Here is a 26,849-nt window from a genome sequence, read left to right on the forward strand (position 1 = left end):
TCAGCCCGCATCCAGGCTCGACAGGTCCACCAGAGCGCCCTCTTCGGGCTCCCCGACCACTTCGCTCTCGTCGTGCTCGGCCGCGATGGCCTCCTGGATTAGCTCGCGCAGGGCCAGCGGGAAGGTCCGCGCCAGCTCGTCCGCGGTGGCGGCCGGGATCCGGCGGGTGTCATACCACCAATCGAGATGCAGCGAGCCGCCGGACCGATACGCCCGAAGTTCGATGGCGTGGCCCATCCCGGGGATCGGTTCTCGCACCGGAATCGTCATGTCGGAGTCGAACTGTACCGGCGCGTCCACGGACGGCACCTCGGGGATCACGCCCGCATACCGGAAGTGGATGTCGGGTGTGCGCTGCGCGCCCAGGACACGTCCGGTCGGTGCGTACAGGTACCGCAGCAGCCCGTAACCAATTCCGTAGTGCGGAACGGATCTAAGGGTGTTGTGGACGGCGTCGAGCTGCTGAATCGCCGCCGCGCCCGGACCGGTCGCACATGCCAGCGGAACCGGGTAGTACGTCGTGAACCAGCCGACCGTCCGGCCCAGGTCGACGTCCGGCCGCAGCACCGAGCGGCCCTCGCCCTCGAGCCCTACGGCGATGACACCGTCACCGATCGTCTGGGCTATTGTCCGGCCCAGCGCGGCCAGCACGATCACCTGAATCGACCGTCGGAACCTGCGCCGGGCGTCGTCCAACTCCGATGTCTGCTCGGCGGTTAGCGTGCTCGACAACCTGGTCAGCTCGTCGGCGGTGGGCGGTTGCGTGACATCCGCGTCGGGTGCGTCGGACTGGCCGTCGGCGAGCCGCAAGGTCACCTTGCTGGCATTCTCGATCCAGAAGGAGCGGGTGTCGAGCGCCGCGGGATGCGTCGCGAGGGCCGCGCAGCGCAGTGACCATTCCCGCCACCCGGTGGTGACCGGTTCCAGCGTGATCTCCTCGCCTGCCAGCCGTTGCCCGAACGCGGTGATGAGGTCGGTCCCCAGGATCTGGCGCGATGCGTCGTCGGTCACCGTCTGGTGCACGGCCAGGCCGAGGTACTGCGGACCGCCATGACCGGCAGTGATATGCACGGCGGCCAGCGGCGCGTTCGCAGAGTCCCGATCGGCGATGAGTTCGGCCAGGATATTGGACACCGCGGCCCGCTCCTCCGGGCTTCCGGCAGCCACATCATCGGGAAGAGACCGGGTCGAGAGGCCGCTGAATTCTGCAGGTGGCGCGATGTGCTGCTCGGCCATTCCGGCCCCCAATTCGGTGGGGTCGACAAGGTGCAGACGCAAGGCTTCGTGGTGATTGGCCACCGCGGTGAGCACCGCTTGACTGTCCTCGAGCCCTACCTTGGCGTCCAGGCGCAGGATCAGCGGGACCCGCCACCGCCCAGGATCGCGCAGCCCCAGGTCGAGGAAGTGCGCGGTGTTCGGCAGAACCGCCAGACGCGCCGCGGCGTCAGCGGGTTTCGCCAACCCGCTCACCGCGAACGAGGCATCGACGGCGGCCGTCAGGGAGGCCAAGGTCGGGTATTCGTACATATCCTGCGGGGTGATGGTCAGACCCTCGTTGGCCGCCGCCATCGCGATGCTGATCGCCATCAGCGAATCGCCGCCGAGGTCAAAGAAATTGGCGCTCCGATCGACCGAGTCGATGCCCAGGCACTGTGACCAGATGCGGTGCAACGTGGCCTCGGTCTGCGACTCCCCGTTGCGGGCCACATCCACGGCGCCGGCATCGGCCCTGGAACCAGCCGGAGAACCGTTGCTCGCGGCGGGACCCTGAACCCACGCATTGTGCTTGGCTTCGACCCAATGCCGTTGGCGGACAAAAGGATAACCGGGTAGTGAAACGAGGTGGGGCGCAGTCGGGCGCTGCGGCGTCCAGTCGACCTCGATTCCGGCCGACCAGAGTTCACCCAGTGCGCGCAGGAAAGTGTCGCGGTCATCGGCGTTCTGAATCGGGTGGCGCATGAGCCGAACCGTGCGGTGCTCGCTGGACCACTTCGGGTGCCGGATCGCCGAACCGGTCAGGCTGCCGCCGGGACCGACCTCGACCAGGATTCGACCCGGCTGCGAGAGCACTACGTCGAGTTCGTCGGCGAACCTGATCGTGGAGCTGATCTGACGCGTCCAGCTGGCCGGGTCCCTCACCTGCTGCTCGGACATCCACGTTCCGGTGAGGTTGCTCAGCAGTGGTGTGTGCGGAGCGCGCAACTCCTGCTGGGACAGGAAGTCCTGGAATTCGGGAAGCATGGGATCCATCGAGCTGGAATGGAACGCGTGGGTCGCGCGGACCCGCCGAACGGGTATCCCGGCCTCGCCCAGGCGTTGGCTGAACGCGCGAATCTGGTCCTTCGGCCCGGCGACCACGCAGTTGCCGGGATCATTCACCGCGGACAGCTCGACCCCCGGCGAAAGGTACTGCTCGACGTCATCGGGGCCCAGCGCCACCGCGACCATGGCGCCCGGCGGCGACTCATGCATCAAACGGGCACGCAACGCTACCGTCTTGATCGCCGTCTCGAGGTCGAATACCCCGGCCAGGGTCGCCGCGATGTATTCGCCGGTGCTGTAGCCGATGTAGGCCCCCGCGCGCACGCCGTAGGTGTCGACCAACTTCGCGAGCGCGTATTCCACCGTGAACAGCGCGGGCTGCGAACGGTCAATGCGCTCCAGATCCGCCGCGGTCCCGTCGAATATCGCGGAGTGCAAGTCTAGGTCCAGTTCGGGACCCATCTCTTCGCGGAACCCCGCGGCGCAGGTGTCGAAGTGCTGGGCGAAGACGGGTTCGGTGTCGTAGAGCCCCTTGGCCATTCCGATGTGCTGAGCGCCCTGCCCGGGAAACAGGAAGACGACGCGGTCCGAGGTGGGAGCGCTGGCATCACCGCGCTCACCATCGGGGGCGGACTCGCCGATAAACACATTGTCGTGCTCGGCCGCCCGCAGCACCGTGGCCGCATGCTCGCGGTCGTGCACGACGGCCGCCATCGTGACGTTGTGCTTGCGGCGCCGGACGAGCGTATAGGCGACGTCGGACAGCTCCGGGCCGTCTGTCCCTTCTAGCGCGGTGGCCAGGGCGGACCGCGCCTGGCCAAGCGCCGCCTCGGTTTTTGCCGACAGCAGCAGCACCTGGGGGCGGGCCGGCTCGGTATGCGCCGGAACCGCCGGTTCCGGCGCCGGCGCCTCTTCCAGGACGACGTGCGCGTTGGTACCGCCGACTCCGAAGGAGCTCACCCCGGCCCGACGCACACCGTCGGACTCCCATGGGCCGTAGCGGCTTTGCACGACGAATGGACTCTGGTCCAGCCGCAGTTCCGGGTTCGGACTGGTGTAGTGCAGCGTCGCCGGGATCGCCTGGTGCTTCAGGCACAGGATCGTTTTGATCAGGCCCGCGATTCCGGCGGCGACTTCCAGGTGACCGATGTTCGACTTGACCGACCCCAGCACGCAAGGGGTTGTACGGGTCGTTTGAGACACCTCGAACGCTGTTTTCAGCCCTTGGATTTCGATGGGGTCACCGAGCGGGGTGCCGGTTCCGTGGGTCTCGACATAGCTCACGGTCGACGAATCGATGCCGGCCACCGCATGGGCTTCCGCGATGACGTCGGCTTGGGCGGCCGGATTGGGCGCCGCATAGCCCATCTTCGCCGATCCGTCGTTGTTGATCGCCGATCCGCGGATGACGGCGTGGATGCGGTCCCCGGCGTCGATGGCGGCCTGCAACGGTTTGAGGGCAACCATCGCGACGCCGCTGCCGAACACCGTGCCGTCGGCTCGCACGTCGAAGGGCCGGCAGTGGCCGACCGCCGACACCATCGATCCCGGTGAGGTGAAATATCCGACGCGGTGCGGGATGCACAGCGACGACCCACCGGCCAGCGCCATGTCGCATTCACCGGACAGCAGGCTTAGGCAGGCCAGGTGAACCGCGACCAGCGACGACGAGCACGCGGTTTGGACCGCGATGCTCGGGCCCCGCAGGTTGAATGCGTGCGATATCCGCGTTGCCAGAAAGTCCTTGTCGTTCTGCAGGAACAGGCTGAACTGGTCGAAGTTGAGTCCCTCGGCCAAAACGGCGTTCGGGTCGCGGTGCGACAGCAGGTTGTGCAGGAGATAGCCGCTGGGAGAGCTGGTTCCGTATACGCCGATCGAGCCGTCGAACCGCGCGGGGTCACAGCCCGCGTCCTCGAGCGCATGCCACGCGCACTGCAGGAACAACCGGTGTTGTGGGTCCAGCACCTGCGCGGCCAGCGGCGGGAACCCGAAGAAGTCGGCGTCGAACTCGTCGATCCCGTCGAGCAGCGGTGCACGACGCACATACGCCGGATCAGCCAGTGTCTTCTCGCTGACCCCGGCGTCGCGCAGCTCCTCTTCGGACAGGGTGACGATCGACTCCTTGCCGCGCCGAAGATTGCTCCAGAACGCCGACACATCGTTGGCGCCCGGGAACTTGCCGGCCATGCCGACCACCGCGATCGCGTTGTCGGGGGTGCTCACAGGTCTTGTCCTCCCTGTACTCCAGGTTTTCCTCGCCGCCGCATCGCGGCTCCATGTCGTGCCGCCGCGCGTTGCTGCGCCCGGTCGCGAACAATTTCAGTGTTTTCGACCGCCTCATCGGGGCTCGAGAGCCCGAGTTGGCGCATCAGGTCGGCTGTCAGGTCGTGCAGGGACGCGCCCTGCAATATGAGTGCCACCGGCGGCTCCACGCCAAAGTCCGCTCGCGCGCCATTGCGGATCCGCACCGCCATCAAGGAGTCCAGCCCGAGCTCGGTCAGGGGCTTATCCAAGGGCACCGCGGTATCGACAGTCGATCGGTCAGTGTAGCCCATCACCGCCGCGATGCGTGCACACATCCGCTCGGTCACCGCGCGCCGAGCCTCCGCCGGATCGAGGTCGGCAAGCGCGTCCGGACCGCCCCAATCGCCGAGGTCGCCCACCGTGTCAAGCTCGTCGACCACCCGGGTGAAATAGCCGATGCCGCGGATCTCCGGGAATGCGACCAGCGCCCGGTCGGCGCGCAGCCGGGCGACACCGGTGCTGCATCGGCCCGCGGCCAGCAGCGAGTCGAGAGCTTCGATGCCCTCCGCGGGAGTGATCGTGTCGAGAACACTGCCCACCAGGGCCTGGGCGACGCCCACCTCCGACCACGGCCCCCAGTTGATCGCCGCTGCCGGCAGACCGGACGCCCTGCGCCACGCCACCAAGCCATCGAGCCACCCGCTGGCGCATGCATACGCCGCTTGCCCGGGGGAGCCCAATAATGAAGCGACAGAGGAGAATCCGAGCCACCAGTCGAGCTCGCAGTTGGCGCTGGCGTGGTGCATGCGCAGCGCTCCGGCGGCCTTGGGAGCCCACACCCGCTCCAGATTTTCTCTGGTCATGGTGAACACCAGGCTGTCTTCGATGACTGCCGCGGCGTGGACGACACCGCGCAACTCGCGGCCCCCAAGGCCGGCCGCCTCGATGAGGCTTTCGGCCACGCCCGGCGATGCCACATCGCCGCGGACAACCACGATTTCGGCGCGGGCTTCCAATTCGGTCAGGACTTTGCGCTGCTCGTCGGTGGGCTCGCTGCGGCCGCCCAGTACCACGCGGCCGGCTCCGCGGTCCACCAGCCAGCGGGCGACGACCAGTCCGAGACCGCCGAGACCACCGGTGACGACGTACGACGCGCCCTTGCGCACCACCGGATGTTCCTTGCGCACATCGAGAGTGGCCCGAGACAGCCGTTCGACGAATCTGCGTTCACCCCGCCGCGCGATCACGTCATCGCCACCGGACCCAGCAGAGCCATTGTGCAATTCCGCGGTCAGCGCGGTCAGCGGGTCTTGCGTGACATCCAGATCGAGCAGGGTGGCGCGCAGGTCCGGATGCTCGAACGCCAGGACTCGCACCAGGCCCTTCAAGGCGGCCGTCGCGGGGGACACGGGCTCGTCATCGTGAACGGAAAGGCCGCCCCGGGTGACCAGCCACAGCCGTGGCGATCGACCGTGCCAGGTGCCGACGACGGCACGGATGACGGTCGTGATCGACCACACGGTCTCGCGCGCCGCCACCAGTCCGTCGTCCAGGCCGGTCGAGGCGTCGCCGACGAAGACGACCACGCCAGCGGGTGGGTGCTCCGGATCGCCCGCCGTTTCCGCGAATGCGGCGAGCACCGCCGATTCGTCGTCGAGATTGGCGGTGTGCACCCGTCGCATCGGCGAGCGCCACCGTTCGACGAATTCGTCCGCCATGGATTTGGCCTGGGCCCCGGCCGGCGCAGCCACAGCCGCGCCGGCAAGTATCAGCCAACTTCCCCGCGCCGCGTCGGTGGCCGGCTCCGAAGCCGCGTCGGTCGCGATCGGGCTTTCGGTCCATTCGGTATCGAAGATCTTCTGCGCCAGCGGCAGTGGCACCGCACGGCGTTCGACGCGTCGCAGGTAGATGCCATCCACCTCGGCGGCTACCTGCCCGGCATCGTCGATCAGGGCGATCCTGCCCAGCTTGCCGGCGCCGCCGTCGAGGTTGGTCAGGTGCGCGCGACACCTGACGTGTCGACCGATGTCGCGGTACACCCGGATCTTTCCGAACGACACCGGAAGGTAGCTGACTTCCGCTGACGCCGCGACCTCGTCATCTGGTATGGCGGCACCGACGCTCTGCAGCGCCGCGTCCAGCACGACAGGGTGAAGTCGGTACCGCCGATGCCGGGGAGCCTCGTCGGGAACGGTGATCTCGGTTTCCGCCCAACCGTCGGGTAGCCGCGTAATTCGGGTCAACGCCGCGAACGCGGGACCGTGGTGTTGACCGGTCTGGCGTAGCACGGCGTAGAAATCGGCCGGCGATACGGTTGCGTCCGCGCAACCAACCGCCTCGGCGTACGTGCGTGCACCATCGCGCGGTGCTTGTTCCACCTCGGCGGTAGCGTGCCGAGTGAAGTGACCGCTCGACGAGCGGGAATAGATCTCGACCCGAATCTTGCTGTCGCCGTTGCGAATCAACTGTGTCGTCAGCCGGGTGTGGTCGTCGAGGGGAAGCATCTGCTCCACTTCGAACTGATTGATCGCGATGTCGGCCTTAGCGGCGTCAGCGGGTTGGCCGAGCGCTTCGCTGGCCGCCGCCAAAGCGATCTCGGCAAACCCCGCCGCCGGCATGATGGGCTGACCGAACACCTTGTGGTCGGCGAGCCAGGGGCATACGTCGGTTCCGACATCGGCCTGCCAGACATGGTTCCCGCCGGACGGCATCTCGATGTGCGCACCAAGCAGCGGGTGGCTAGCCGCCAGGTCCGCCATCGCCGACCGATCCGCGACCCAGAATCCCCGACGGTGCCACGGTGTGGGTGGCAGGTCCACGAGGCGACCGTTGGAGGTGTCCGGAGTGGTCGCCCCGACCGCGGCCAGTTGGGTGTGGAAGTACAGGGTCTGGTCGTGGTCGCGGTTCATCGCCGCCGTGACGATGGGGGTGGCGTGCTGGCTGCCGTCCGGATCCAGGCTGTCCGTGATGGCGTGGGTGAGCACCGGATGCGGGCTGATCTCAATGAAGGCGTGGGGGGCGTGGCCACCGGCGCCGCTCATGGCATGAGCGACGGCCTGGCGGAAGCGCACCGGGTTGCGCAGGTTGGCCGCCCAGTAGTCGGCATCCATCACCGGCCGCGGGTGCTCTTCGGTGTGGGGTTCAGTGGTGGTGATGATCGGGATGCTCGGCGGTTGCGGCGTCAAATCCGCCAGCGCGCTACGCAATTCGGGCAGAACGGGATCGATGATCGGATGATGCGACGCCACGTCGACGTCGACGCGCCGCGCCAACCGATTCTGCGCCGCCACCACCGAGATGACCGCGTCCACCGCCTCCGGCGGCCCGGCAATCACCGACTGACGCGGCGACGCGTACACCGCCAACGTCACCTGCGGGTAGTCGGCGATCAGCGACTCGACGGCATCGGCGTCCATCTCGAGCAGCGCCATCGCGCCCTGCCCGGATAGCCGGGCCATCAGCCGCGACCGGGTGGCGATCACCCGCAAGCCCTGCTCGGGCGTCAATGCGCCGGCCACCACGGCCGCAGCAACCTCACCCATCGAATGCCCGATCACGGCATCCGGTGTCACGCCGTAGGAGCGCCACAACTCGGTCAGCGCCAACTGCATCCCAACCAGCATGGGCTGGATGCGGTCGATGCCCACCACCTCGTCGCCGTCGAGAAGTGTCTGTTGCAGCGAATAGCCAACCTGGGCGACGAATATCGGCTCCAGCTCGGCAACCGCCTTGGCGAACGCCGGCTCATCGGCCAGCAACTGTCGGCCCATCCCGGCCCACTGCGAGCCCTGACCCGAATACACAAATACCCGGCCCGGCCCACCGGCGTGCTGATCGCAAGCCACCACCCCGACGCATGGCTGGCCCGCCGCCAGCGCCCGCAAACCCGTGACCGCCTCCGCACGGTCACGCGCGACGACGGTGGCGAACGTCGCGTGCCGGGCCCGGTGCCGGTTCAACGTGTGTGCCACATCGGCGAGCGGCGCGGCCGCGCCCGGCCCCGCCATCCAATCGGCCAACACCCCAGCCAGCGACGCCACCCGCTCGGCCGTCTTGCCCGACACAACGAGGGCCGAAACGTGCGGCGTCCCAATGGGCCTCGGCACGCCCTTATCTCCGGTGTCCGGCGCCTGCTCGATCACCACATGCGCGTTGGTCCCACTGAGCCCGAACGACGACACCGCCGCTCTGCGCGGGCCGGCGGCCGCAGGCCACGGGCCGCTCTCGGTGGGCACGAACAGACGGGTGGCCGATGCGTCGATGGCTGGGTTCCACCGGGTGAAGTGCAGATTGCGCGGGATGTCTCCCCGCTCGACCGCCAGCACCGCCTTGATGAATCCGGCCACACCCGCGGCCGCCTCCAAGTGGCCGATATTGGTCTTGACCGACCCCAAAGCGCACGAGCCTTCGCTCTCGCCTTTACTAAGGCCGTATGTCGCCGCCAGTGACTCGAACTCGATGGGGTCGCCCAATATCGTTCCAGTGCCGTGTGTTTCGACATAGTTCACGGTGTCCGGGGTGACATCTGCGAGCCGTAGGGCGGTGGTGATCACGTCGCGCTGGGCTAGCGCGTTGGGTGCGGTCATACCGTTGGACCGACCGTCTTGGTTGGCCGCCGAGCCCCGGACCACCGCGAGTACCCGATCGTTGTCGCGGAGCGCGTCGGCCAATCGCTTGAGCACCACCACTCCGGCGCCCTCGCCACGCACGAATCCATCCGCGTTGGCGTCGAAGCTATTGCATCGCCCCGTCGGCGACAGCGCCGACCACTTGGACAGCGCGATGGCGGTGAATGGCGACAAGGTGAGCTGCACACCGCCGGCCAGTGCCACGTCGGTCTCCCGCAGCCGTAGGCTCTGGCACGCCAGGTGGATCGCTACCAACGACGACGAACACGCGGTGTCCACGGCGACGGCCGGACCACGCAGCCCCAACAGATACGAGATCCGTCCCACCGCCGCGCAGTGTGGGGTTCCGGTGCTCAGATACGCGTCGACGTCGGCTCTACGCTCAATGTTGACGATCGTGTAGTCCCACGACGAAAGCCCCATCATCACGCCGGTTCGGGTGCCGCTCAAGGAATCCGGTGGAATGCCGGCGTGTTCTAGCGCTTCCCAGGCAACTTCGAGCAGCATCCGGTGCTGCGGATCCATCGCCACGGCTTCGCGCGGCGTGATTCCGAAGAAGTCAGCGTCGAATGCGTCGACGTCGGGGACGAAACCGCCCCATTTCGTTGTCATCCGCCCGGAGGCCGACGGGTCGGGGTCGTAGTACGCGTCGGCGTCCCACCGATCCGGCGGCACCTCGCCGATCGTGTCCACGCCGTCAACCAGCACCTGCCAAAAGCTGTCCGGCCCAGTCACATTCCCCGGGAAACGGCAACCGATGCCCACCACCGCCACCGGCTCCGCGATATCGGTCGGGAAGGCCGTGCCCGCACGGACCAGCTCGCGCGCCAGGGCCGCTCGCGCGTTCGGCGATAGTTGCGCCGCGCGCTCTGCCAGACTTGTCATGACTCGCCTCTCGTCGCGGCTTCCAGCTCGCTGGCGTCGACGAGATCGGAGAGCAGGTCCATTTCCTCGTCTGACAATTCGGGTTCCGCGTCGGAAGGCTCCTGCTCAGCGGCCGGCAGCGGATAGTCCATTCGTTCGCACAGGGCTAGCGCGAGATCGCTGATCGTTGGGTACGCCCAGACCAGCGCGACCGGCAGCGTGATGCCCAGGCTCGTCTCCAGTCGGTTTCGCAACTCGAGGCCCATCAGCGAGTCGAGGCCAAGCGTTTCCAGCGGCCGGTTGTGATCGATGGGGTCGCTCGAGCGCAGCACCGCGCGGATCTCGTCGGCGATCGCGGACGCGAGGCGGCCCGGGCGTTCGGCCGGGTCGAGGGCGTCCAGCTGCGCTCGAATCGCGCCGCCCCCGCGCCGCTCCCCGGCATCGCGGGCCGCCGCATCGTGCAGCTTCGCGAACAGCGAGGATCCCGCCACAGCTGGGAACGATTGGAACCACTGCCGAGCGTCCAGGCTGAAGACACCGGTGCGCCCGCGATCGGCGGCGAGCACCGTCTGCATCGCGGCCAGCCCCTGCTCGGCGGTGATCATCTCGACGCCGAGATCTTTGAAGAACTGGGCACGTCCGACCTCGGCCCAAGGGCCCCAGTTGATCCCGACCGCGGGAAGTCCGGCCGAGCGCCGATAGGCGACGAGGCCGTCGACCCATGAGTTGGCGGCGGCGTACGCGCCTTGCCCGGGCGTGCCGAGAAGTGCTGCGGCCGAGGAGAAGGTCAGCCACCAGTCGACGTCTCGCGCGGCGGTGGCCTGATGAAGCCGCCAGCTGCCGGTGACCTTCGGGGCGAACACCCGCCTGGCGGCGGAATCCGTCATATTCAGCACGATCTCGTCGGCGAGAACCATGGCGCTGTGTAGGACCCCGGCCAGCCGGAAGCCGGCGTCTTCGACCGCCTGCACCAGCCGCTCGGCGGTATCTGGCTCAGTGATGTCGCCGGTAATCACGTCGATCCGGCTGCCCGAGGCATTCAGCTCCGCGATAGCGGCTGCAACTTCGTGGCTGGGAGCCGAACGTCCGTTGAGGACAATCAATCCCGCGCCTTGTTCGGCCAGCCACTTCGCGGCGACGAAACCGAGACCGCCCATGCCGCCGACGATGAGGTAGCCACCGTCGCTGGTGACCAGTGGACGCGGGGGCGGAGCCGCGATCGCCTCGATGCTGGTGTGCGCGGCCCCAGCGGCCGGTATCGAGATGACGATCTTGCCGGTGTGCTTACCGGAGGCCATGAGCCGGAATGCGTCGGCCGCGTCGTGCAGGCTGAACTCGGTGACGGGGAGGACCTCTACTTTGCCATCCGCTACCTGCTGCAGGATGTGTTGCAGGAGTTGGCGGTACTTCGCCGGCTGCAGTTTGAGATTCAGGTCGAGGTCGACGACGGAGAAGGACGCGCTCTTCGCCAGCGCGGCCAATCCCAAGCTGGCATCGGCGTAAACGTCCTTCTTACCCAGTTCGATGAACCGGCCGCCGGGCGCCAGGATCTGCACGCCGCGCTGAATCGCTTCGCCCGCCAGTGAATTGAGAATGACGTCCACACCGTAGCCGTCCGTCAGCTCGAGGATCTCGTCGGCGAAGTCGACACTTCGGGAATCGCCGACGTACTCGACACCGAGTCCGGACAGCATTTCCCGTTTGGCATCCGATCCGGCCGTTGTGTAGATCCGGGCGCCGACCATCTTCGCGATCGAAACCGCCGCCATTCCAACACCGCCGGTGGCGGAATGGATAAGCACGCGTTCGCCGGGGGACAGGCGACCGACCTCGCACAGCGAGTGCCAGGCGGTGAGATACGCGACGCCGAACGTGGCCGCCTCGTGATCGGGCAGCGCGTCGGGGATGGGGACGACGAGATCGGCGATGGTGCCCAAGTGCGTCCCGAATGTGCCGGGACCGAAGGCGATAACGCGCTGGCCGACCTCGACGCTGTCAACCTCGTCGCCGATGGCGGTCACATAGCCGACACACTCCCCGCCGATCACCGGCGCGGCACCGTCCAGTCCCGGATAGACCCCCATCGCCTTGAGCACGTCACTGAAGTTGAGGCCCGCGGCGACGACACGAACCTCGACCTGATCGCCCTGCGGTTTGCCCCGTTTCACCTCGTGGATGGTTAGGGCGTCCAGTCGTCCAGGTTGATCGATCTGCAGTTGGACAGCTGCCCCGAGCGAAACGCCCGAGTCGTCCAGGTTCACCACCTTGCGGCGGGATTCGGCGGCGAGTTCACCCTTCGGTGTCGTAGGTGCGGGCACCAACCGGTCGACATAGCGTTGTCCGTCGCGGTAGGCGACCTCGTCGGCGTCCGAACCGGCGAGCAGCTCCTCGGTCAGCGCGGCAAGTGAGCGGGTGCCCTCGGGTTCGATGTCGACGAGCGTGGCCCTCAGTTCCGAGTGCTCGAACGTCAGCACCCTTGCGATTCCACGTAACCCGGTCTGTGCCAACGTGACTGATTCAGTGGGATCGAGCTGCTGAGCGCCACGGGTGACGATCCACAGCCGCGGGCTCTTCCGGGCGCCCATTCGAGTCACCGTCTCGACCACGCCGGCGATCAGCAGCGTGCGCGCCTGCGCCAACTCCAGTTGCGTCTGTTCCGGCAACGCTTCATCGCTCGCGCGAGGCGGGCAGACCACGACGATGCCGTCCCAGCCGACGCGGGTGATCGCCGCGCGCAGCTTCGCTTCGTCATGCGCAGAGACCACTTCGACTTCGGCTTCAGTTTCGCTCAGGCGGGCGCGCAGCGACGACTCCAAAGCGGACGGCAGCGGGTCGCCAGCGGCGAGGTCACCGACCAACAACAGGCCACCAGCGGCGTCGGCCACCTTGTCCAGCGGCGCCGGCTCCCACTCCAACGTGAATAGGCGACTGGTGAGTTCGGTTGCGCCGCCGCCGGACCCGAGCACTGCCATCTCGACCTCATCGATGACCAGCAGCGGCTGACCATCCGGATCGGTCAGAACGACTTCGCCGACCAGCCGGTCGTCGGTTGCGGTCAGCGAGCCGACGGCACAGACACCGCGGGTGATATCGCCGTGCACGTGCACGCCCGCGTAACGCACTGGCACCACGATCGTCGAACGCGAAGATGTCTGCCCGCCGGCCAGGTCGGTCGCCATCCGGGTGGCACCCAATGTCTGCAACGCGATATCCATCATCACCGGGTGCAGTAGGAAGTCGCGGGAACCCGTCCGGGCCGAAGACGGTAGCTTCACGTCGGCGCGGGCAGCGCCGGATTGCGTGACGGCGAGCCCGACGATGCCCTGAAACGCCGGTCCGTGCTGCTGGCCGGCGCCGCGCAGCCGCTGGTACAGGTCGTCGGGGTCCAATTCGTCCGCGAGGTCGGCCGGGGTCACCTCGGGCCCCTGGGGGTGCGGTGCCTCGTGCTCCGGCAGCTGATCTGAAGTCTGTGCGCGCGCAACGGTGGCGGTGGCGTGGGTGGTCCATCCCGAACTTCCGCTGCGGGTGCGTATTTCCACCTGGCATCGCTGCTCGTCGCCGGTGAGCGTGGTGACAAGAATGGTGCCTTCGGTCACGTGCAATATCTGACGAAGGTCAAGCTCGCTGATCATCCAGGGGTGATCCTGCTCGCCTCGCTCGACGGGGCGGAACGCGTCCGTCGCCGCCGCCAGCGCGATCTCGGCGTAGGCCGCACCGGGCAGAACGCAGAGATCGTCGATGACGTGATCGGAGAGCCACAGCAAATCCGGGGCGAGCTCGCTTTCCCACACCCGGGTGCCATTGGTGGGGTCGGTGACACCGACGCCGAGCAGCGGGTGGGTGTCCGCCCTGTGGTACGCGGCCGACGTGGCGCTGATCCAGTGGCGGGTGTGCTGCCACGGGGTGGTGGGCAGCACGGAGTGTGGTTCGGGCGGATGGGGGGTTTGCGGTGGGCGGGTGGTGTGCGTCGTGTTGAGGTTCGTGTGGAAGGTAAGGGTGTCGTGAGCGTCGCGCTGCAGGGTGCCGATGCTCAAAAAGTCTTCGGTGTCGTGGGTGCTGCGCAGGGTGTCGCTGATCGAGTGGGTCAACAGCGGGTGCGCGCTGATCTCGATAAAGGTGTGGTAGTCGCCGCCGGCGCCGCTACCGGCGTGCGCGATGGCCTGCTGGAAGCGCACCGGGTTGCGCATGTTGGTGGCCCAGTGCTCGGCGTCGAAAGCCGGGCGAGTGGCCAGGTTTTCGTAGGTGGTGGAGATGATCGGGATGGTCGGTGGCCGCGGGGTGAGATCGGCCAATTCCGAACGCATTAGAGGTTGCAATGCATCCATGGCCGGGTTATGCGGGGCCACCTCGATGTTGACGCGGTTGGCGAAGCCGTTCTGCTGGCGCACCTTGTCGATGAGCTCTTCGATCTGCTGGGTGGGCCCGGCGATCACGGTTTGGCGAGGAGAGGCATAGATCCCCAGGGTCACCTGCGGGTACTCGGCGATCAACGCCTCGGTGGCGGCGGCGTCGAGTTCGAGCAACGCCATCGTGCCCTGCCCGGACAACGGCGCCATCAGCCTCGACCGGGTCGCGGTCACCCGCAGTCCCTGGGCAGGGGTCAGCGCTCCGGAAACGACCGCGGCGGCCACTTCGCCCATCGAGTGGCCTATCACCGCGTCGGGTGTCACGCCGTAGGAACGCCACAACGCGGTCAGCGCCAGTTGCATCCCGATCAGGCCCAGCTGGATCTGTTCGATGCCGACGAGCTCCTTGCCGCCCGCGATCACGTCGTGCAGCGAAAAGCCGGCTTCAGCAACGAAATCCGGCTCCAGTTCGGCGATGGCTTCAGCGAACGCCGGCTCGTCGGCCAGCAGTTGGCGACCCATTCCGGCCCACTGTGATCCGCGTCCCGAGTAGACGAACACCGTGCCCGCGCCGATGGCGCCTTCCCGGGGGGCCACCACGCCGGGTGCGGATTGACCAGTGGCCAGCGCGCGCAACCCCGCCACCGCTTGGCTCCGGTCGACTGCCGCCACCGTGCCGAACCTGGTCTGCCGGGCGCGGTGATGGTTGAGGGTGTGCGCGACCTCGGCCAGCGGCACCTGGGCGCCCGGGCCTTCCATCCAATCGGCCAGCACCGATGCCGTCGCCGTCACCCGCTGCGGCGTCTTGCCGAACACCACCAGCGTGGACACCGGCTCCCGCTCGCGAGCAGACGCGGAATCGCATTCCGCGGCCCCGCCGCGTGCGATTCCGCGTCTGCTCGCGAGGGTTTGGTCGGGTGCCTGCTCGATCACCACATGAGCATTCGTCCCACTGACGCCGAACGACGACACCCCGGCCCGGCGAGGCCGGCCGGTGCTCGGCCAGGCCATACCTTCGGCCGCTATGGTCAGCCGGGATGCGGCCTCACTTGCATGCGTTGTCAACTGGTGGAAGTTGAGGTGCCGCGGAATGTAGCCGTTCCGCACGGCGAGCACGGCCTTCATCAGCCCGGCGACACCCGCCGCCGCTTCCAGGTGACCGAGATTGGTCTTCACCGACCCGATCACCAACGAAGGCGAGCTCTCCCGGTCGCTGAAAACCTTGCTCAGGGAATCGAGTTCGATCGGGTCGCCCAGCGGAGTACCCGTCCCGTGGGCCTCGACATAGTCGATATCGGCGGCCGCCAATTTCGACGACGTCAACGCGTTGCGTAGCAACGCCTGCTGCGCCGGCCCGTTGGGAACGGTCACGCCGCTGCTGGCACCGTCCTGGTTGACCGCCGAACCGCGCACCACGGCAAGGATGCGGTTGCCATCGCGCACCGCGTCGTCCAACCGCTTGAGCACCACGACGCCGGCGCCCTCGCCGCGCACATACCCATCGGCGGACACATCGAAGGTCTTGCACTGCCCCTCCGGCGACAACATTCCCCAACGCGAGCACGCGATGCTCGGTCCCGGGCTGAGCAGCAGGTTGGTGCCACCGACCAACGCCGTGTCGCTTTCCCGCTGGCGCAGGCTCTGACATGCCAGGTGCACCGCCACCAACGACGACGAGCAGGCCGTATCGATGACCACTGCGGGGCCGCGAGCCCCGAGGATGTAGGCCAGCCGTCCCGCGGCGAAGTTCGCCGAGTTTCCGGTGGGGATGTAGGCATCGAGGTCTTCGGGTCGCAACCGGCCCGCCAGCGTGAGCATGTAGTCGTAGGCGGTGACGCCGACGAATACCGAGGTTTGGGTACCGCCAATGGTGTGCGGCTGCACACCCGCGTCCTCTAGCGCTTCCCAGGCAACTTCGATCAACAACCGCTGTTGCGGGTCCATCGCCGCTGCCTCGCGCGGGGAGATCGAGAAGAACTCGGCGTCGAACTCGTCCGGCTGCCAGCCGGTGAGAAAGCCGCCTTCGGTGCTGCATATGGTGCCGGGCACGGTGTGATCGTCCGTGTAGTAGGCGTCGGCATCCCACCGTTGGGGGGGAACCCGGACTATGCCGCTTCGGCCGGCGCACAACAAATCCCAGAACTGTTCCGGGTTGTTGACCTCGCCCGGGAACCGGCACCCCATGCCGATCACGGCGATCGGTTCGGTGCTGGACTTTTCGGCGATTTCCAGGCGCGCCGTGAGGTCATCGATCTTGTGCAGCGCCTCGGTGATGATCGCCCGGCGATCCGGTGTCGCGGCGGTCATTGCGTCCCTCTTAGCCTTTCCGAAAGTTGTTCCAACAATTCGGCTTCGGTGAGTTCGTCGTAGCCATCGATGGATTCTGTTGTGTCTCTTGTTGCCTCGGAGAGCTCGGGCAGGGTGGTGGCTAGGTAGTCGGTGAGGCTGTAAACGGTCGGGTAGTCGAAGACCACAGACGCCGGGAGGTGCTCGCCGAGGCTTTCCGACAACGCCCGCTGCAGCGTCACACTCATCAGCGAGTCCATCCCGAGTTGGAAGAAGCCGGCCGACGGATCGAGCGTGTTGGTAGCGGGTATTCCCATCACCTTGGCGGCTAGGGCGCCGACCTGGTCGAACAACATGTCGTGGCGTCGTTCCGGCTGGCACTCGCGCAGCGCCTTGCGGAACTCACTTTCGGGCATCGGTGCGTCGCCCGGCGCGGGCAGCAGGTCGTCGACGATGCGAAGTGCCCCGCGGGTCCGGTATGCGGCGGCCAGCAGTTGCCAATCCGCTGCCACCACAACAGAGTGCACGGCGTCCCGACTCATTGCCGATGGCAATGCGCTGATTGCTACTTCGTCAGCCATGGGTTGGAGTCCGGATTCGGCGCTCACCTGGCTGGCATCCTGCTGCGTGTCGGCCAGGGACTTCCACAATCCCCAGGCGACGACGGTGGCCGGCAGCCCCATCAGCCGCCGGGCGTAGCCCAGGGTGTCCAGGAAGGCGCTGGTCGCCGTGTAGTGAGCCAGCCACCGCGAACCGACCAGACCCGAGATCGAGGAGAACGAAACAAAGTGCTGCACCGGGTGTTTCAGCGACAACCGGTGCAGCAGCGCTGCCGCGTCCAGTTTCGGCCGGAACATCGCGGTCACGTCATCGTCGGTCATGTCCCTGAGTAACACCGGCTGGCCGGCAAAGGCCGCCAAGTAGATTCCCTCCAGCGGTGGCAGGTCCACCCCGAACCGGTCGAACAGCGCGGTCATCGCAACCGGGTCGGTCGCATCCGCGGCAACCTGGATGAGGTTCGTCCCCGTTGCCTCGAGGCTTTCGGCCAGCTCCGCCAGCCGCGTCCCGGGAGTGCGGGACACCGTGACGATCGTCTTTGCCCCAATATCGGCGAGTTGACGGATCAGATGCGGTCCGATATTTCCGGTGGCCCCGATGACGAGGTGGCTGGTGTCACCACTGAGCGTGACCGGCGGCGGCGCAGGTGCGGTCCATCTCTGCAGCCGGGGCGCACGGCGCACACCCGAGCGGTAGATGACCTGGTCTTCCCCGTCTGTGCTGGCGGCCTCGCTCAGCACGTACCGTGCGGCCAGCGCGGCGGGCATCGATTCGTCGAGATCGAGCACCCCACCCCAGATTTCAGGATGTTCTAGGGCCAGTGAGCGACCCAGTCCCCACAACACCGCGTGGCTGGGGTTGGCTCGATCCCCTTCCGTAACGGGTTGGGCATTTCGCGTTAGCACGAACAGCTTCCGCGGTGCACCGCTCGCGACCATCGCGGCAGCAAGCCTGCGCAACGCATGGAATACCTGGTAGGACGCGCCGACATCGAGGAGATCGGCGCAGGCGGGCGGTGCGTAGAGCACCGTATCCACATCGGGCAGCGCGTCGAGCAGCGCGGCCGGATCGTCGTCCTCGACGAGTGCCGTCGGTGCGAGGCGGCTTACCCGAGCATCCGCGACTCGGTCCATTTCGTCGGCGAGTTCGGCGTCTGCCACCACCAACCACGTGGCGGTGCTTGGTGTGTCGGCGCTGGGCGCCGGGCGGATCGGCCACGCCAGCTGATAGCACCAGTCGTCGAGGGCATCCCCGCCGTGCTCGGATCTCGATTGGCCGCGCACCGCAACCCCGTTGCGGCCCGGATATTCCAGCGCCGCGGCGCTCGCATGCGCGGTGCTGATCCAGTGCTGGGCGTGCTGCCAGGGGGTGCTGGGGATGGTGGGGTGTGGCTCGGGCGGGTGGGGGGTCTGCGGTGGGCGGGTGGTGCCGGCGGTGTACAGGTTGGTGCGGAAGGTGATGGTGTCGTCGGTATCGCGTTGCAGGGTGCCAATACTCAAGTACTTGCTGTCGTGGTGCGCGCTCTCCAGGGTGTCGGTAATGGCCTGGGTCAACAGCGGGTGTGCGCTGATCTCGACGAAGGTGTGGTGATCGGCTCCGGCGGCGCTGATGGCCTGCTGGAAACGCACCGGGTTGCGCATGTTGGTGGCCCAGTGTTCGGCATCGAAAACCGGGCGAATGTCCGGGCTTTCGTAGGTGGTGGAGATAATCGGAATCGTCGGTGGCCGCGGGGTCAGATCGGCCAGCTCCGAGCGCATCGCCGGCTGCAGCGCATCCATGGCCGGATTATGCGGTGCCACTTCGATATTGACCCGGCTGGCAAAGCGGTTCTGGGCACGAACCTGATCGATAAGGGCGTCGATCTGCTGGGTCGGTCCGGCGATCACGGTTTGCCGCGGCGAGTTGTATATCCCCAACGTGACCTGCGGATAATCGGCGATCAGCGCCTCGGTGGCCGCCACGTCGAGGCCTAGCAGGGCCATGCCGCCCTGTCCGGACAGCGGGGCCATCAGCCGCGAGCGGGTGGCGGTCACGCGCAATCCCTCGGCGGGGGTAAGCGCTCCGGCGACGACGGCCGCGGCCACCTCACCCATGGAATGGCCGATCACCAAATCGGGCTGCACCCCGTAGGAACGCCACAATTCGGTGAGCACCAGCTGCATGCCGATCAGGCCCAGCTGGATCTGTTCGATGCCGACGAGCTCCGTGCCACCGGCGATCACGTCGTGCAGCGAGAACCCGGCCTGTTCAACAAACACCGGCTCAAGTTCGGCGATGGCATGGGCGAAGGCGGGTTCGTCGGCCAACAGCTGGCGGCCCATGCCCGCCCACTGTGATCCGCGCCCGGAGTAGACGAACACCGTGCCCGGGCCCGGAGGGCCGTCCTGGCCGGCCACCACGCCGTGGGCGTGCTGGCCGGCGGCCAGGGCACGTAAACCCGCCACCGCCTGGGTGCTTTCCCGTGCCACCACCGTGGCGAATCTGTTGTGTCGGGCGCGGTGATGGTTGACGGTGTGGGCGACGTCGGCCAGGGCCACCTCGGCGCCGGGGCCCGCCATCCAATCGGCCAGCACCGCGGCCGTCGCGGCCACCCGCTGCGGAGTCTTGCCTGTCAGCACCAACGGCGATACCTCGGTGGCCCCATGAGGGTCCGAGTCGGTTGGGGACTTAGGTGCCAGCTCGGGCCCCTGTTCGATGATGACGTGCGCGTTGGTCCCGCCCAATCCGAACGAAGACACCGCCGCCCGACGCGGTCCTGCCGTGGTTGGCCACTGCGAGGTTTCGGTGGGAACGAAAAATCGCGTCGCCGCCGCGTCGATCGCCGGATTCCACTGCGAGAAATGCAAATTCGGCGGAAGATGGCCGTGCTGCACCGCCAGCGCCGCCTTGATGAATCCCGCGATCCCCGCCGCCGCCTCCAGGTGACCAATGTTGGTCTTCACGGCCCCCAGTGCGCATGCGCCCTCGCCGCGGCCATACGTGGCCGCGAGCGCCTCGAACTCGATGGGATCCCCCAACACCGTGCCGGTGCCATGGGTCTCTACATAGTTCACGCTGCCGGGCGCCACATCACTGGATCGCAAGGCATCGGCGATCACATCGCACTGGGCTTCCGTATTCGGCGCAGTTACACCATTGGAGCGGCCGTCCTGGTTGACCGCGGAACCGCGCACCACGGCCAGCACCGGATCCCCGTCGCGCACCGCGTCGGTCAACCGCTTGAGCACCACCACACCGGCGCCCTCACCGCGCACGAACCCGTCCGCCGCCGCGTCGAACGTGGCGCAACGGCCCTGCGGGGACAGCAATCCCCATGCAGAAATGGCGATTTGGGTCTCCGGGCGAAGGGTGATGCTCACTCCGCCGGCCAGGGCTAGATCGGTTTCCCGCAGCCGCAAACTCTGGCAGGCGAGGTGGACCGCCACCAGCGACGACGAACATGCAGTGTCCACCGCCACCGATGGACCGCGCAGGCCCAATAGGTAAGAGATCCGGCCAACGGTGATGCTGTGGGCGTTTCCGGTTCCGGTGTAGGCGTCCACGTTCTCCGCGCTCGCGGCCAGCATGGACTGATATTCGTTGAAGTAGACACCCATCATGACGCCGGTTCGGCTGCCGGACAGGGAATCCGGTGGGATGCCGGCATGTTCGAGGGCTTCCCAGGCAACCTCGAGCAGCATCCGTTGCTGAGGGTCCATCGCCGCGGCTTCACGCGGGGTGATGCCGAAGAACTCGGCGTCGAATCCGGCGATGTCGGGAACGAAGCCGCCCCACTTCGTCGTCATCCGCCCTGGCATCAACGGGTCAGGGTGGTAGAACGCATCCGCGTCCCAACGATCGGCCGGTATCCGCGAGATCGCATCGCGGCCGTCGGCCAGTAAGTCCCAGAAACCTTCGGGACCCGAGACGTCCCCCGGAAAACGGCAGCCAATCCCCACCACCGCAACCGGTTCTGCCACAGAGATGCGAGATACCTTGTCGAACTCGTCGGCAAGTGCGGCGCGCTGCTGCGCGGTCATGCCGGAAATCCGGCTGAAGGCCGTATGCATCAGTCAGACCTTTCGCCCTGGGGCGGCGTCGATTCGATGCGGTCGAATAGGCTGTCCAGTACGCTTCCTGCCGATGCGGATAGCGCGGCCATTTCGTCGTTTTGCTCAGCATCGTGCGGCGCAACACGTTTGGCAAGGTAGCCGGCCAGTGTTTTGACCGTTGGGTGGTTGAACAACATTGTGGCGGACAACTCGATGCCCACAAACTGCTCAGCCTCGCGCCGAATCGCCATTGCCATAAGGGAGTTAAGACCCAATTCGGCGAACGGCCGGTCTGTGTCCAGCTCTGTCTCGGATAGCCGCAGTTCGGCTGCGATGATGCGGCGTAGCCCGTCTTCGAGCTCGGATCGAACCTCGGTTGCTGGCATCGCTGACCAGTCCCGCGCCGGCGATAGGTAGGTGTGGGCACCGCCGGATCCATCGGTGCCTGCCGGCGCGGGCAACGGCACCACAACCACCTGCGCGACGTCGTATGCATCGACGTGCTCCCACGCGGCGAATGCCTCCGCCGGCGTGATGTCACGCGAACCCAATCGCTGTAACTCTGCGCCGACGATTTGGGCGTCAGCAGCCAGGCCGAGCCCCCGCCAGGCTACCCAGTCGAGGCTCATGGTGTGGCAGCCCTGTTGTCGGCGTGCCCGGGCCAACGCGTCCAAGTAAGAGTTGGCGGCAGCGTAGGAACCCTGCCCCGGGATACCGAAAATCCCTGCAGCCGAGGCGGTCAAGTAAAAGAAGTCCACGCTGCCGGGCGGAAATGCCTCATGTAACACCTGGCTGCCGCCGATCTTGGGTGACATAACCTGTCGGACCGCGTCGTCGGTCATGCTCATCACCAGTTGGTCGTTGGTGACGCCAGCCGCATGGATGATCCCGCGAATCGGTGCGGCTCCGTCGCGATCGCGCTTGGCCAACAGGGCCCGCACATCGTCGCGGCATCCGACGTCGGCGGCGACGGCTTCGACTGTCACACCCCGCATTTCCAGGGTGCGGATCGCGTCGATCTTCTGGCGCAGTTCAGCGTCGAGGGTATCGAGTTTCCAGTCCCGCCTTGGCGGCAATGCCCTACGGCCGGTCAACACCAGTCGACGAGCACCGTGGTCGGCCAGCCACCCGGCCATCAGCAGACCAAGTGCGCCCATGCCGCCGGTGATGAGGTAGGCCGCATCGGGTTTGCAGTGAAAGGACTCGCGCGCCGGCTTGCCACCGACCGGTGCCAACGTTGGGGCGAGCACCACGCCGTCGCGGAGTACCAGGACCGACTTGCTTGGTCTTGCAAGCAGATCGGCAAGTGTCGGACCGGATTCGTGGAGGTTGTCGTCGGCCGCGAGATCGACCAGTCCGCCCCATAGCTCGGGATGCTCCGCGGCGATGACGCCCGCGAAACCCCACAGGAAGCTCTGGCGCAGCGCGGACGGGACGGCCGATTCGTGGACTCCGCGCGTGACGATCCACAGGGAGGCGGGCTGGTCCGCATCCCGCTCCGAAAGAGTTCGCACCAGATCGGTGATCTCGGCGGAGACCCGGACCGCGAAGTCGACGTCGGTCTCGGTGGCGTTCGCCGGCTGGGAATCCGCGACGTAAACGACGTAGCGGGCCTTGGACGCCCCATCGGACACGGCGTCCAGCGAGCAGCCAGCCTGCTCGAGGCGCGTCCTCAACGGGGCGCCATCATCGCCGATTACCGCGACGGGCCCGGGACCGGCCACCGGATGCGCATCATCCGGATCGGTGCGCGGCTGCCAGTCGATCGTGTGCACGAAGTTCCTGGCGTTGGAAGGGGATTCGACGGCCGGCTGCGGGTGGCCGAAGTCCAGCGCCCGATACCGAAGCGATCGCATCGACGCCCACGGCACCCCGTCGCCGGCCGCCAGGGTGACATCGACGGTGATCCCGTCGTCGTCACGAGCGGTGTGGTTCAGCGTCACCGAGCCACGCGGTGCGGCGACAGCGTCGCCGAGCCACACCTGCTCGATACTTGCTGGCACATACAGCCGGGAATCAGTGACGTCCGCAAGCGCGGCGACGTGCACCGCGGCGTCCAGTAGCGGTGCTGTCGATCCCTCGGGCAGGGCTTCGGGGAGATCGATCGTAGCGGCGAGGCCAGTCGAGGTAGGGGTCCATGAACCCACGGACCAGGTGAAGGGTAGGCCGTCGACCCCACGCAGCGCGAGCAGTGCGGCCAGGTCGGGAATCGAGTCTTCAATCGCGTCGCGGCCACGATTCTGGTGCCCGTTGTCCTGACGAGGGTCGGTCGATCCGATGGCGGACTTCGGCGGTGACGACGAAAGTTGTGCGGTCACATGCCGCGTCCACCGGTCTGAGGGCGCTTCGCCGGCCGGACTCGATGCCAGGCTGATCGACCGGTTGTCGGCGACAACCTGAATCAGGCGTGGCTGGTCGGCGAAAACGGGTTGCTCAAATCGGACCTCGGATAGCGCGGGGTAGCCCAATTCTGCTGCAGCGGAAAGGATTGTGTGCAGCACGATGGACGCTGGGACCACCTCGACCCCGTGGAATCGATGACGGCCCTGATATGACTTGGCGTCCGGCGCCAGCGTTGCTTGCCAGAGGTGGGAGGGCGGGCTTGCCGAGACGGTGGCGACCGTGCTGTGTTGGCCGAGCAACGTGCCCGGCAGGGGGGCCGATCCAGCCGAGCTAGCCGGACGTTTGGTGGTGATCCAGTGGTGGGTGTGTTGCCAGGGGGTGGTGGGGATCTGGGGGTGTGGTTCGGCGGGATGGGGGGTGTGTGGTGGGTGGGTGGTGTGCGCCTTGTTGAGGTTGGTGTGGAAGGTGACGGTGTCGTCGGTGTCGCGGTGCAGGGTGCCGATGCTTGTGTATCTGGTTCCGTGCTGGGCGTTGTGCAGAGTGTCGATGATCGCCTGGGTCAGTAGCGGGTGTGGGCTGATTTCGATGAAGGTGTGGTAGGCGCCGAGGGCGCCGCTACCAGCTTGCGTGATGGCCTGCTGAAAATGCACCGGGTTGCGCATGTTGGTGGCCCAGTGTTCGGCGTCGAACGCCCGTTGGGTGTCCAGGTCTTCGTAGGTGGTCGAGATAATTTGGGTCATCGGCGTTCGTGGGGTCAGATCGGCCAGCTCCGAACGCATCTGGGGCTGTAGGGCGTCCATTGCCGGATTATGCGGGGCAACTTCGATATTGACCCTGCTGGCGAATCGGTCCTTGGCGCGAACGCGAGTGATCAACTCGTCGATCTGCTCGGTGGGACCGGCGATCACGGTCTGACGCGGCGAGTTGTAAATGCCCAACGTCACCTGCGGGTAATCGGCGATCAACTCCTCGGTGGCGGCCGCGTCCAGTTCGAGCAGGGCCATTCCGCCGCGACCCGACAACGGCGCCATCAGCTTCGACCGGGTCGCGGTCACCCGCAACCCCTCGGCCGGGGTCAATGCCCCGGCCACCACCGCGGCTGCCACCTCGCCCATCGAGTGCCCGATCACCACATCGGGGTCCACCCCGTAGGAACGCCATAGCTCCGTCAGGGCCAGCTGTATACCGATCAACCCGAGCTGGATCTGCTCGATACCGACCAGTTCCTTGCCGGTTGCCAGCACGTCGTGCAGCGAGAAGCCGGCCTGCTCGACAAATACCGGCTCCAGTTCGGCGACCGCAGCCGCGAAAGCCGGCTCGTCGGCCAGCAATTGGCGGCCCATGCCGGCCCACTGTGAACCGCGGCCGGAGTAGACGAACACCGTGCCCGGCCCGGGCGAGCCCTCCTCGGGGTTGACCACGCCGGGGGCGTGCTGCCCAGCCGCCAGCGCGCGCAATCCGGCCACCGCCTGGTCGCGGTCACGGGCCACCACCGTGCCGAACTTGGTTTGCCGCGACCGGTGATGATTGAGGGTGTGGGCCACATCGGCCAAGGCCACGTTGGCGCCGGGTCCAGCCATCCAATCGGCCAGCACGTTAGCCGTCGCGGCCACCCGCTGCGTGGTCTTACCCGCCACCACCAGGGTCGACACCGCAGGACCCAAGCCCTGCCCAGGCGCCGGGGGCACGTCCTGGCCCTGTTCGATCACGACGTGCGCGTTCGTGCCACCGAATCCGAACGAGGACACGCCGGCCCGCCGCGGATGTTCCGTGCTCGGCCATTCCGTCTGTGTATCAACGACTTTCATCCGCAAGTCGACAAAAGGAATGTGCGGGTTCGGGCTTTCGAAGCGGTGATTTGGCGGAATCTGGCCGCGTTGAACCGCCAGCACCGCCTTGATGAAGCCCGCGATTCCAGCCGCCGCCTCGGTGTGACCGAGGTTGGTCTTGACGGAGCCGATGAGCAGGGGGGACTCCTCGGGACGGCCGCGCCCCAGCACCGTGCCGAGAGCGCGCGCTTCGATCGGATCGCCCAACAGCGTTCCGGTCCCATGCGCTTCGATGAAGTCGACCTCGCTGGGTTGCATCCCCGCGTTGGTGTAGGCGGCGCGCAGCACGGCCATCTGGGCCGCCGGGTTGGGTGCCATCAGCCCGTTGGACCGGCCATCCTGGTTGATCGCAGAACCGCAGATGACCGCAAGCACCCGATCCCCGTCCCGCTGCGCGTCGGTCAACCGTTTGAGCACCACCACCCCGGCGCCCTCACCGCGTACGAAACCGTCGGCGGCCGCATCGAACGCCCGGCAGTGACCCGTCGGTGACAGGGCGCCGACTTGGTCGAAGCCGCGAAATACCGCCGGAGACAACAACAAGTTCACGCCGGCTGCGATCGCCAGGTGGGAGTCTTGCGTTCGAAGGCTCTGGCAAGCCAGGTGGATCGCTACCAACGACGACGAGCATGCGGTATCCACCGCCACGGAGGGGCCGCGCAAGTCAAGGAAGTACGAGAGACGGTTGGCGATGATGCTCATCGCGCCACCGGTATTGCTCCAACCGTCGACCCGCGACAAATCGGTGGATGAAATCGCGCCGTATTCGCTCAGGCATGCCCCGGCGAACACGCCGGTCTGCGAGCGGCGCAGCGCGCTGGGAGGAATTCCGGCGTGCTCCAATGCTTCCCAAGCCACTTCCAGCAGCAGGCGCTGCTGGGGGTCCATCTTGTCAGCTTCGCTGGGGGAGATCTCGAAGAAATCCGCGTCGAATGCGTCAATGTTGGGCAGAAACGAGCCCCACCGCGTGGTGCGCGCCAGCGCGGCCGCTACCTCGGGTGACCCGCCTTCGAACGGCTCCCATCGTTCGGGCGGGACCTGTCCGATCGAGGAACGGCGTTCACAGAGAAACTCCCACAATGCGTCTGGGCCCGATATCCCGCCGGGGAAGCGACACCCCATGCCGATGACGGCGATCGGCTCGTCGAGTGAGCCCCTAACACCGCGCCTGAGTGCGGCGTCCGATTCGGGGTCCGGCTCGGGTGCGGTGAGATATGCGGCCAGTGCGTTGATCGTCGGGTGCTCCCAGAAGTCAATCGGGGATACGGTCTTGCCCAACAGCTCTGACAGTTCGCCGGACAGTACGACCGCGTCGCGGGAACCGACACCGAGGTCGGCAAGCGACAGATTCGGGTCCACCTCGTCGGGTGGGCAGCCGATATTGGTTACCAGGTAGTCGACTAGCCAGTGTCGAAGGTCGGCTTCATTGCTAATGCCCGCCGTCATACCGCGATGTCC

Annotated in this window: 4 protein-coding genes and 1 pseudogene (1 of these 5 running past the window's edge); all 5 read right to left on the bottom strand. The window is 66.9% G+C overall.

Annotation, left to right across the window (positions count from 1 at the left end; all coding sequences use genetic code 11):
* Nucleotides 1-4,485 carry a type I polyketide synthase gene (locus tag AADZ55_RS07555; protein WP_085325408.1) on the bottom strand — a complete coding sequence of 1,495 codons (4,485 nt, stop codon included), beginning with the start codon at nt 4,483-4,485 and terminating at the stop codon, nt 1-3.
* Entirely contained in the window at nt 4,482-10,019 is a 5,538-nt protein-coding gene (locus tag AADZ55_RS07560) for a type I polyketide synthase (RefSeq protein WP_085325407.1), read from the bottom strand. Before AADZ55_RS07560 ends, AADZ55_RS07555 begins: the two co-directional genes overlap by 4 nt.
* Nucleotides 10,016-16,651, bottom strand: coding sequence for a type I polyketide synthase (locus tag AADZ55_RS07565; RefSeq protein ID WP_085325406.1), 6,636 nt, complete (start codon nt 16,649-16,651; stop codon nt 10,016-10,018). Before AADZ55_RS07565 ends, AADZ55_RS07560 begins: the two co-directional genes overlap by 4 nt.
* A pseudogene (locus AADZ55_RS23485) lies at nt 16,648-26,837 on the bottom strand (SDR family NAD(P)-dependent oxidoreductase). The gene AADZ55_RS07565 and the pseudogene AADZ55_RS23485 overlap by 4 nt, the downstream one beginning before the upstream one ends.
* A protein-coding gene (gene fadD26 / locus AADZ55_RS07580; RefSeq protein ID WP_085323962.1) for a long-chain-fatty-acid--AMP ligase FAAL26/FadD26 crosses the window boundary here: on the bottom strand, nt 26,834-26,849 show its end. It continues 1,736 nt past the right edge of the window; 16 of the gene's 1,752 nt are visible here — the last part of the coding sequence; its start codon lies off the right edge, out of view; its stop codon occupies nt 26,834-26,836. Before fadD26 ends, AADZ55_RS23485 begins: the two are co-directional and overlap by 4 nt.

The sequence above is a fragment of the Mycobacterium decipiens genome (assembly GCF_963853665.1).
GTDB lineage: Bacteria > Actinomycetota > Actinomycetes > Mycobacteriales > Mycobacteriaceae > Mycobacterium > Mycobacterium decipiens.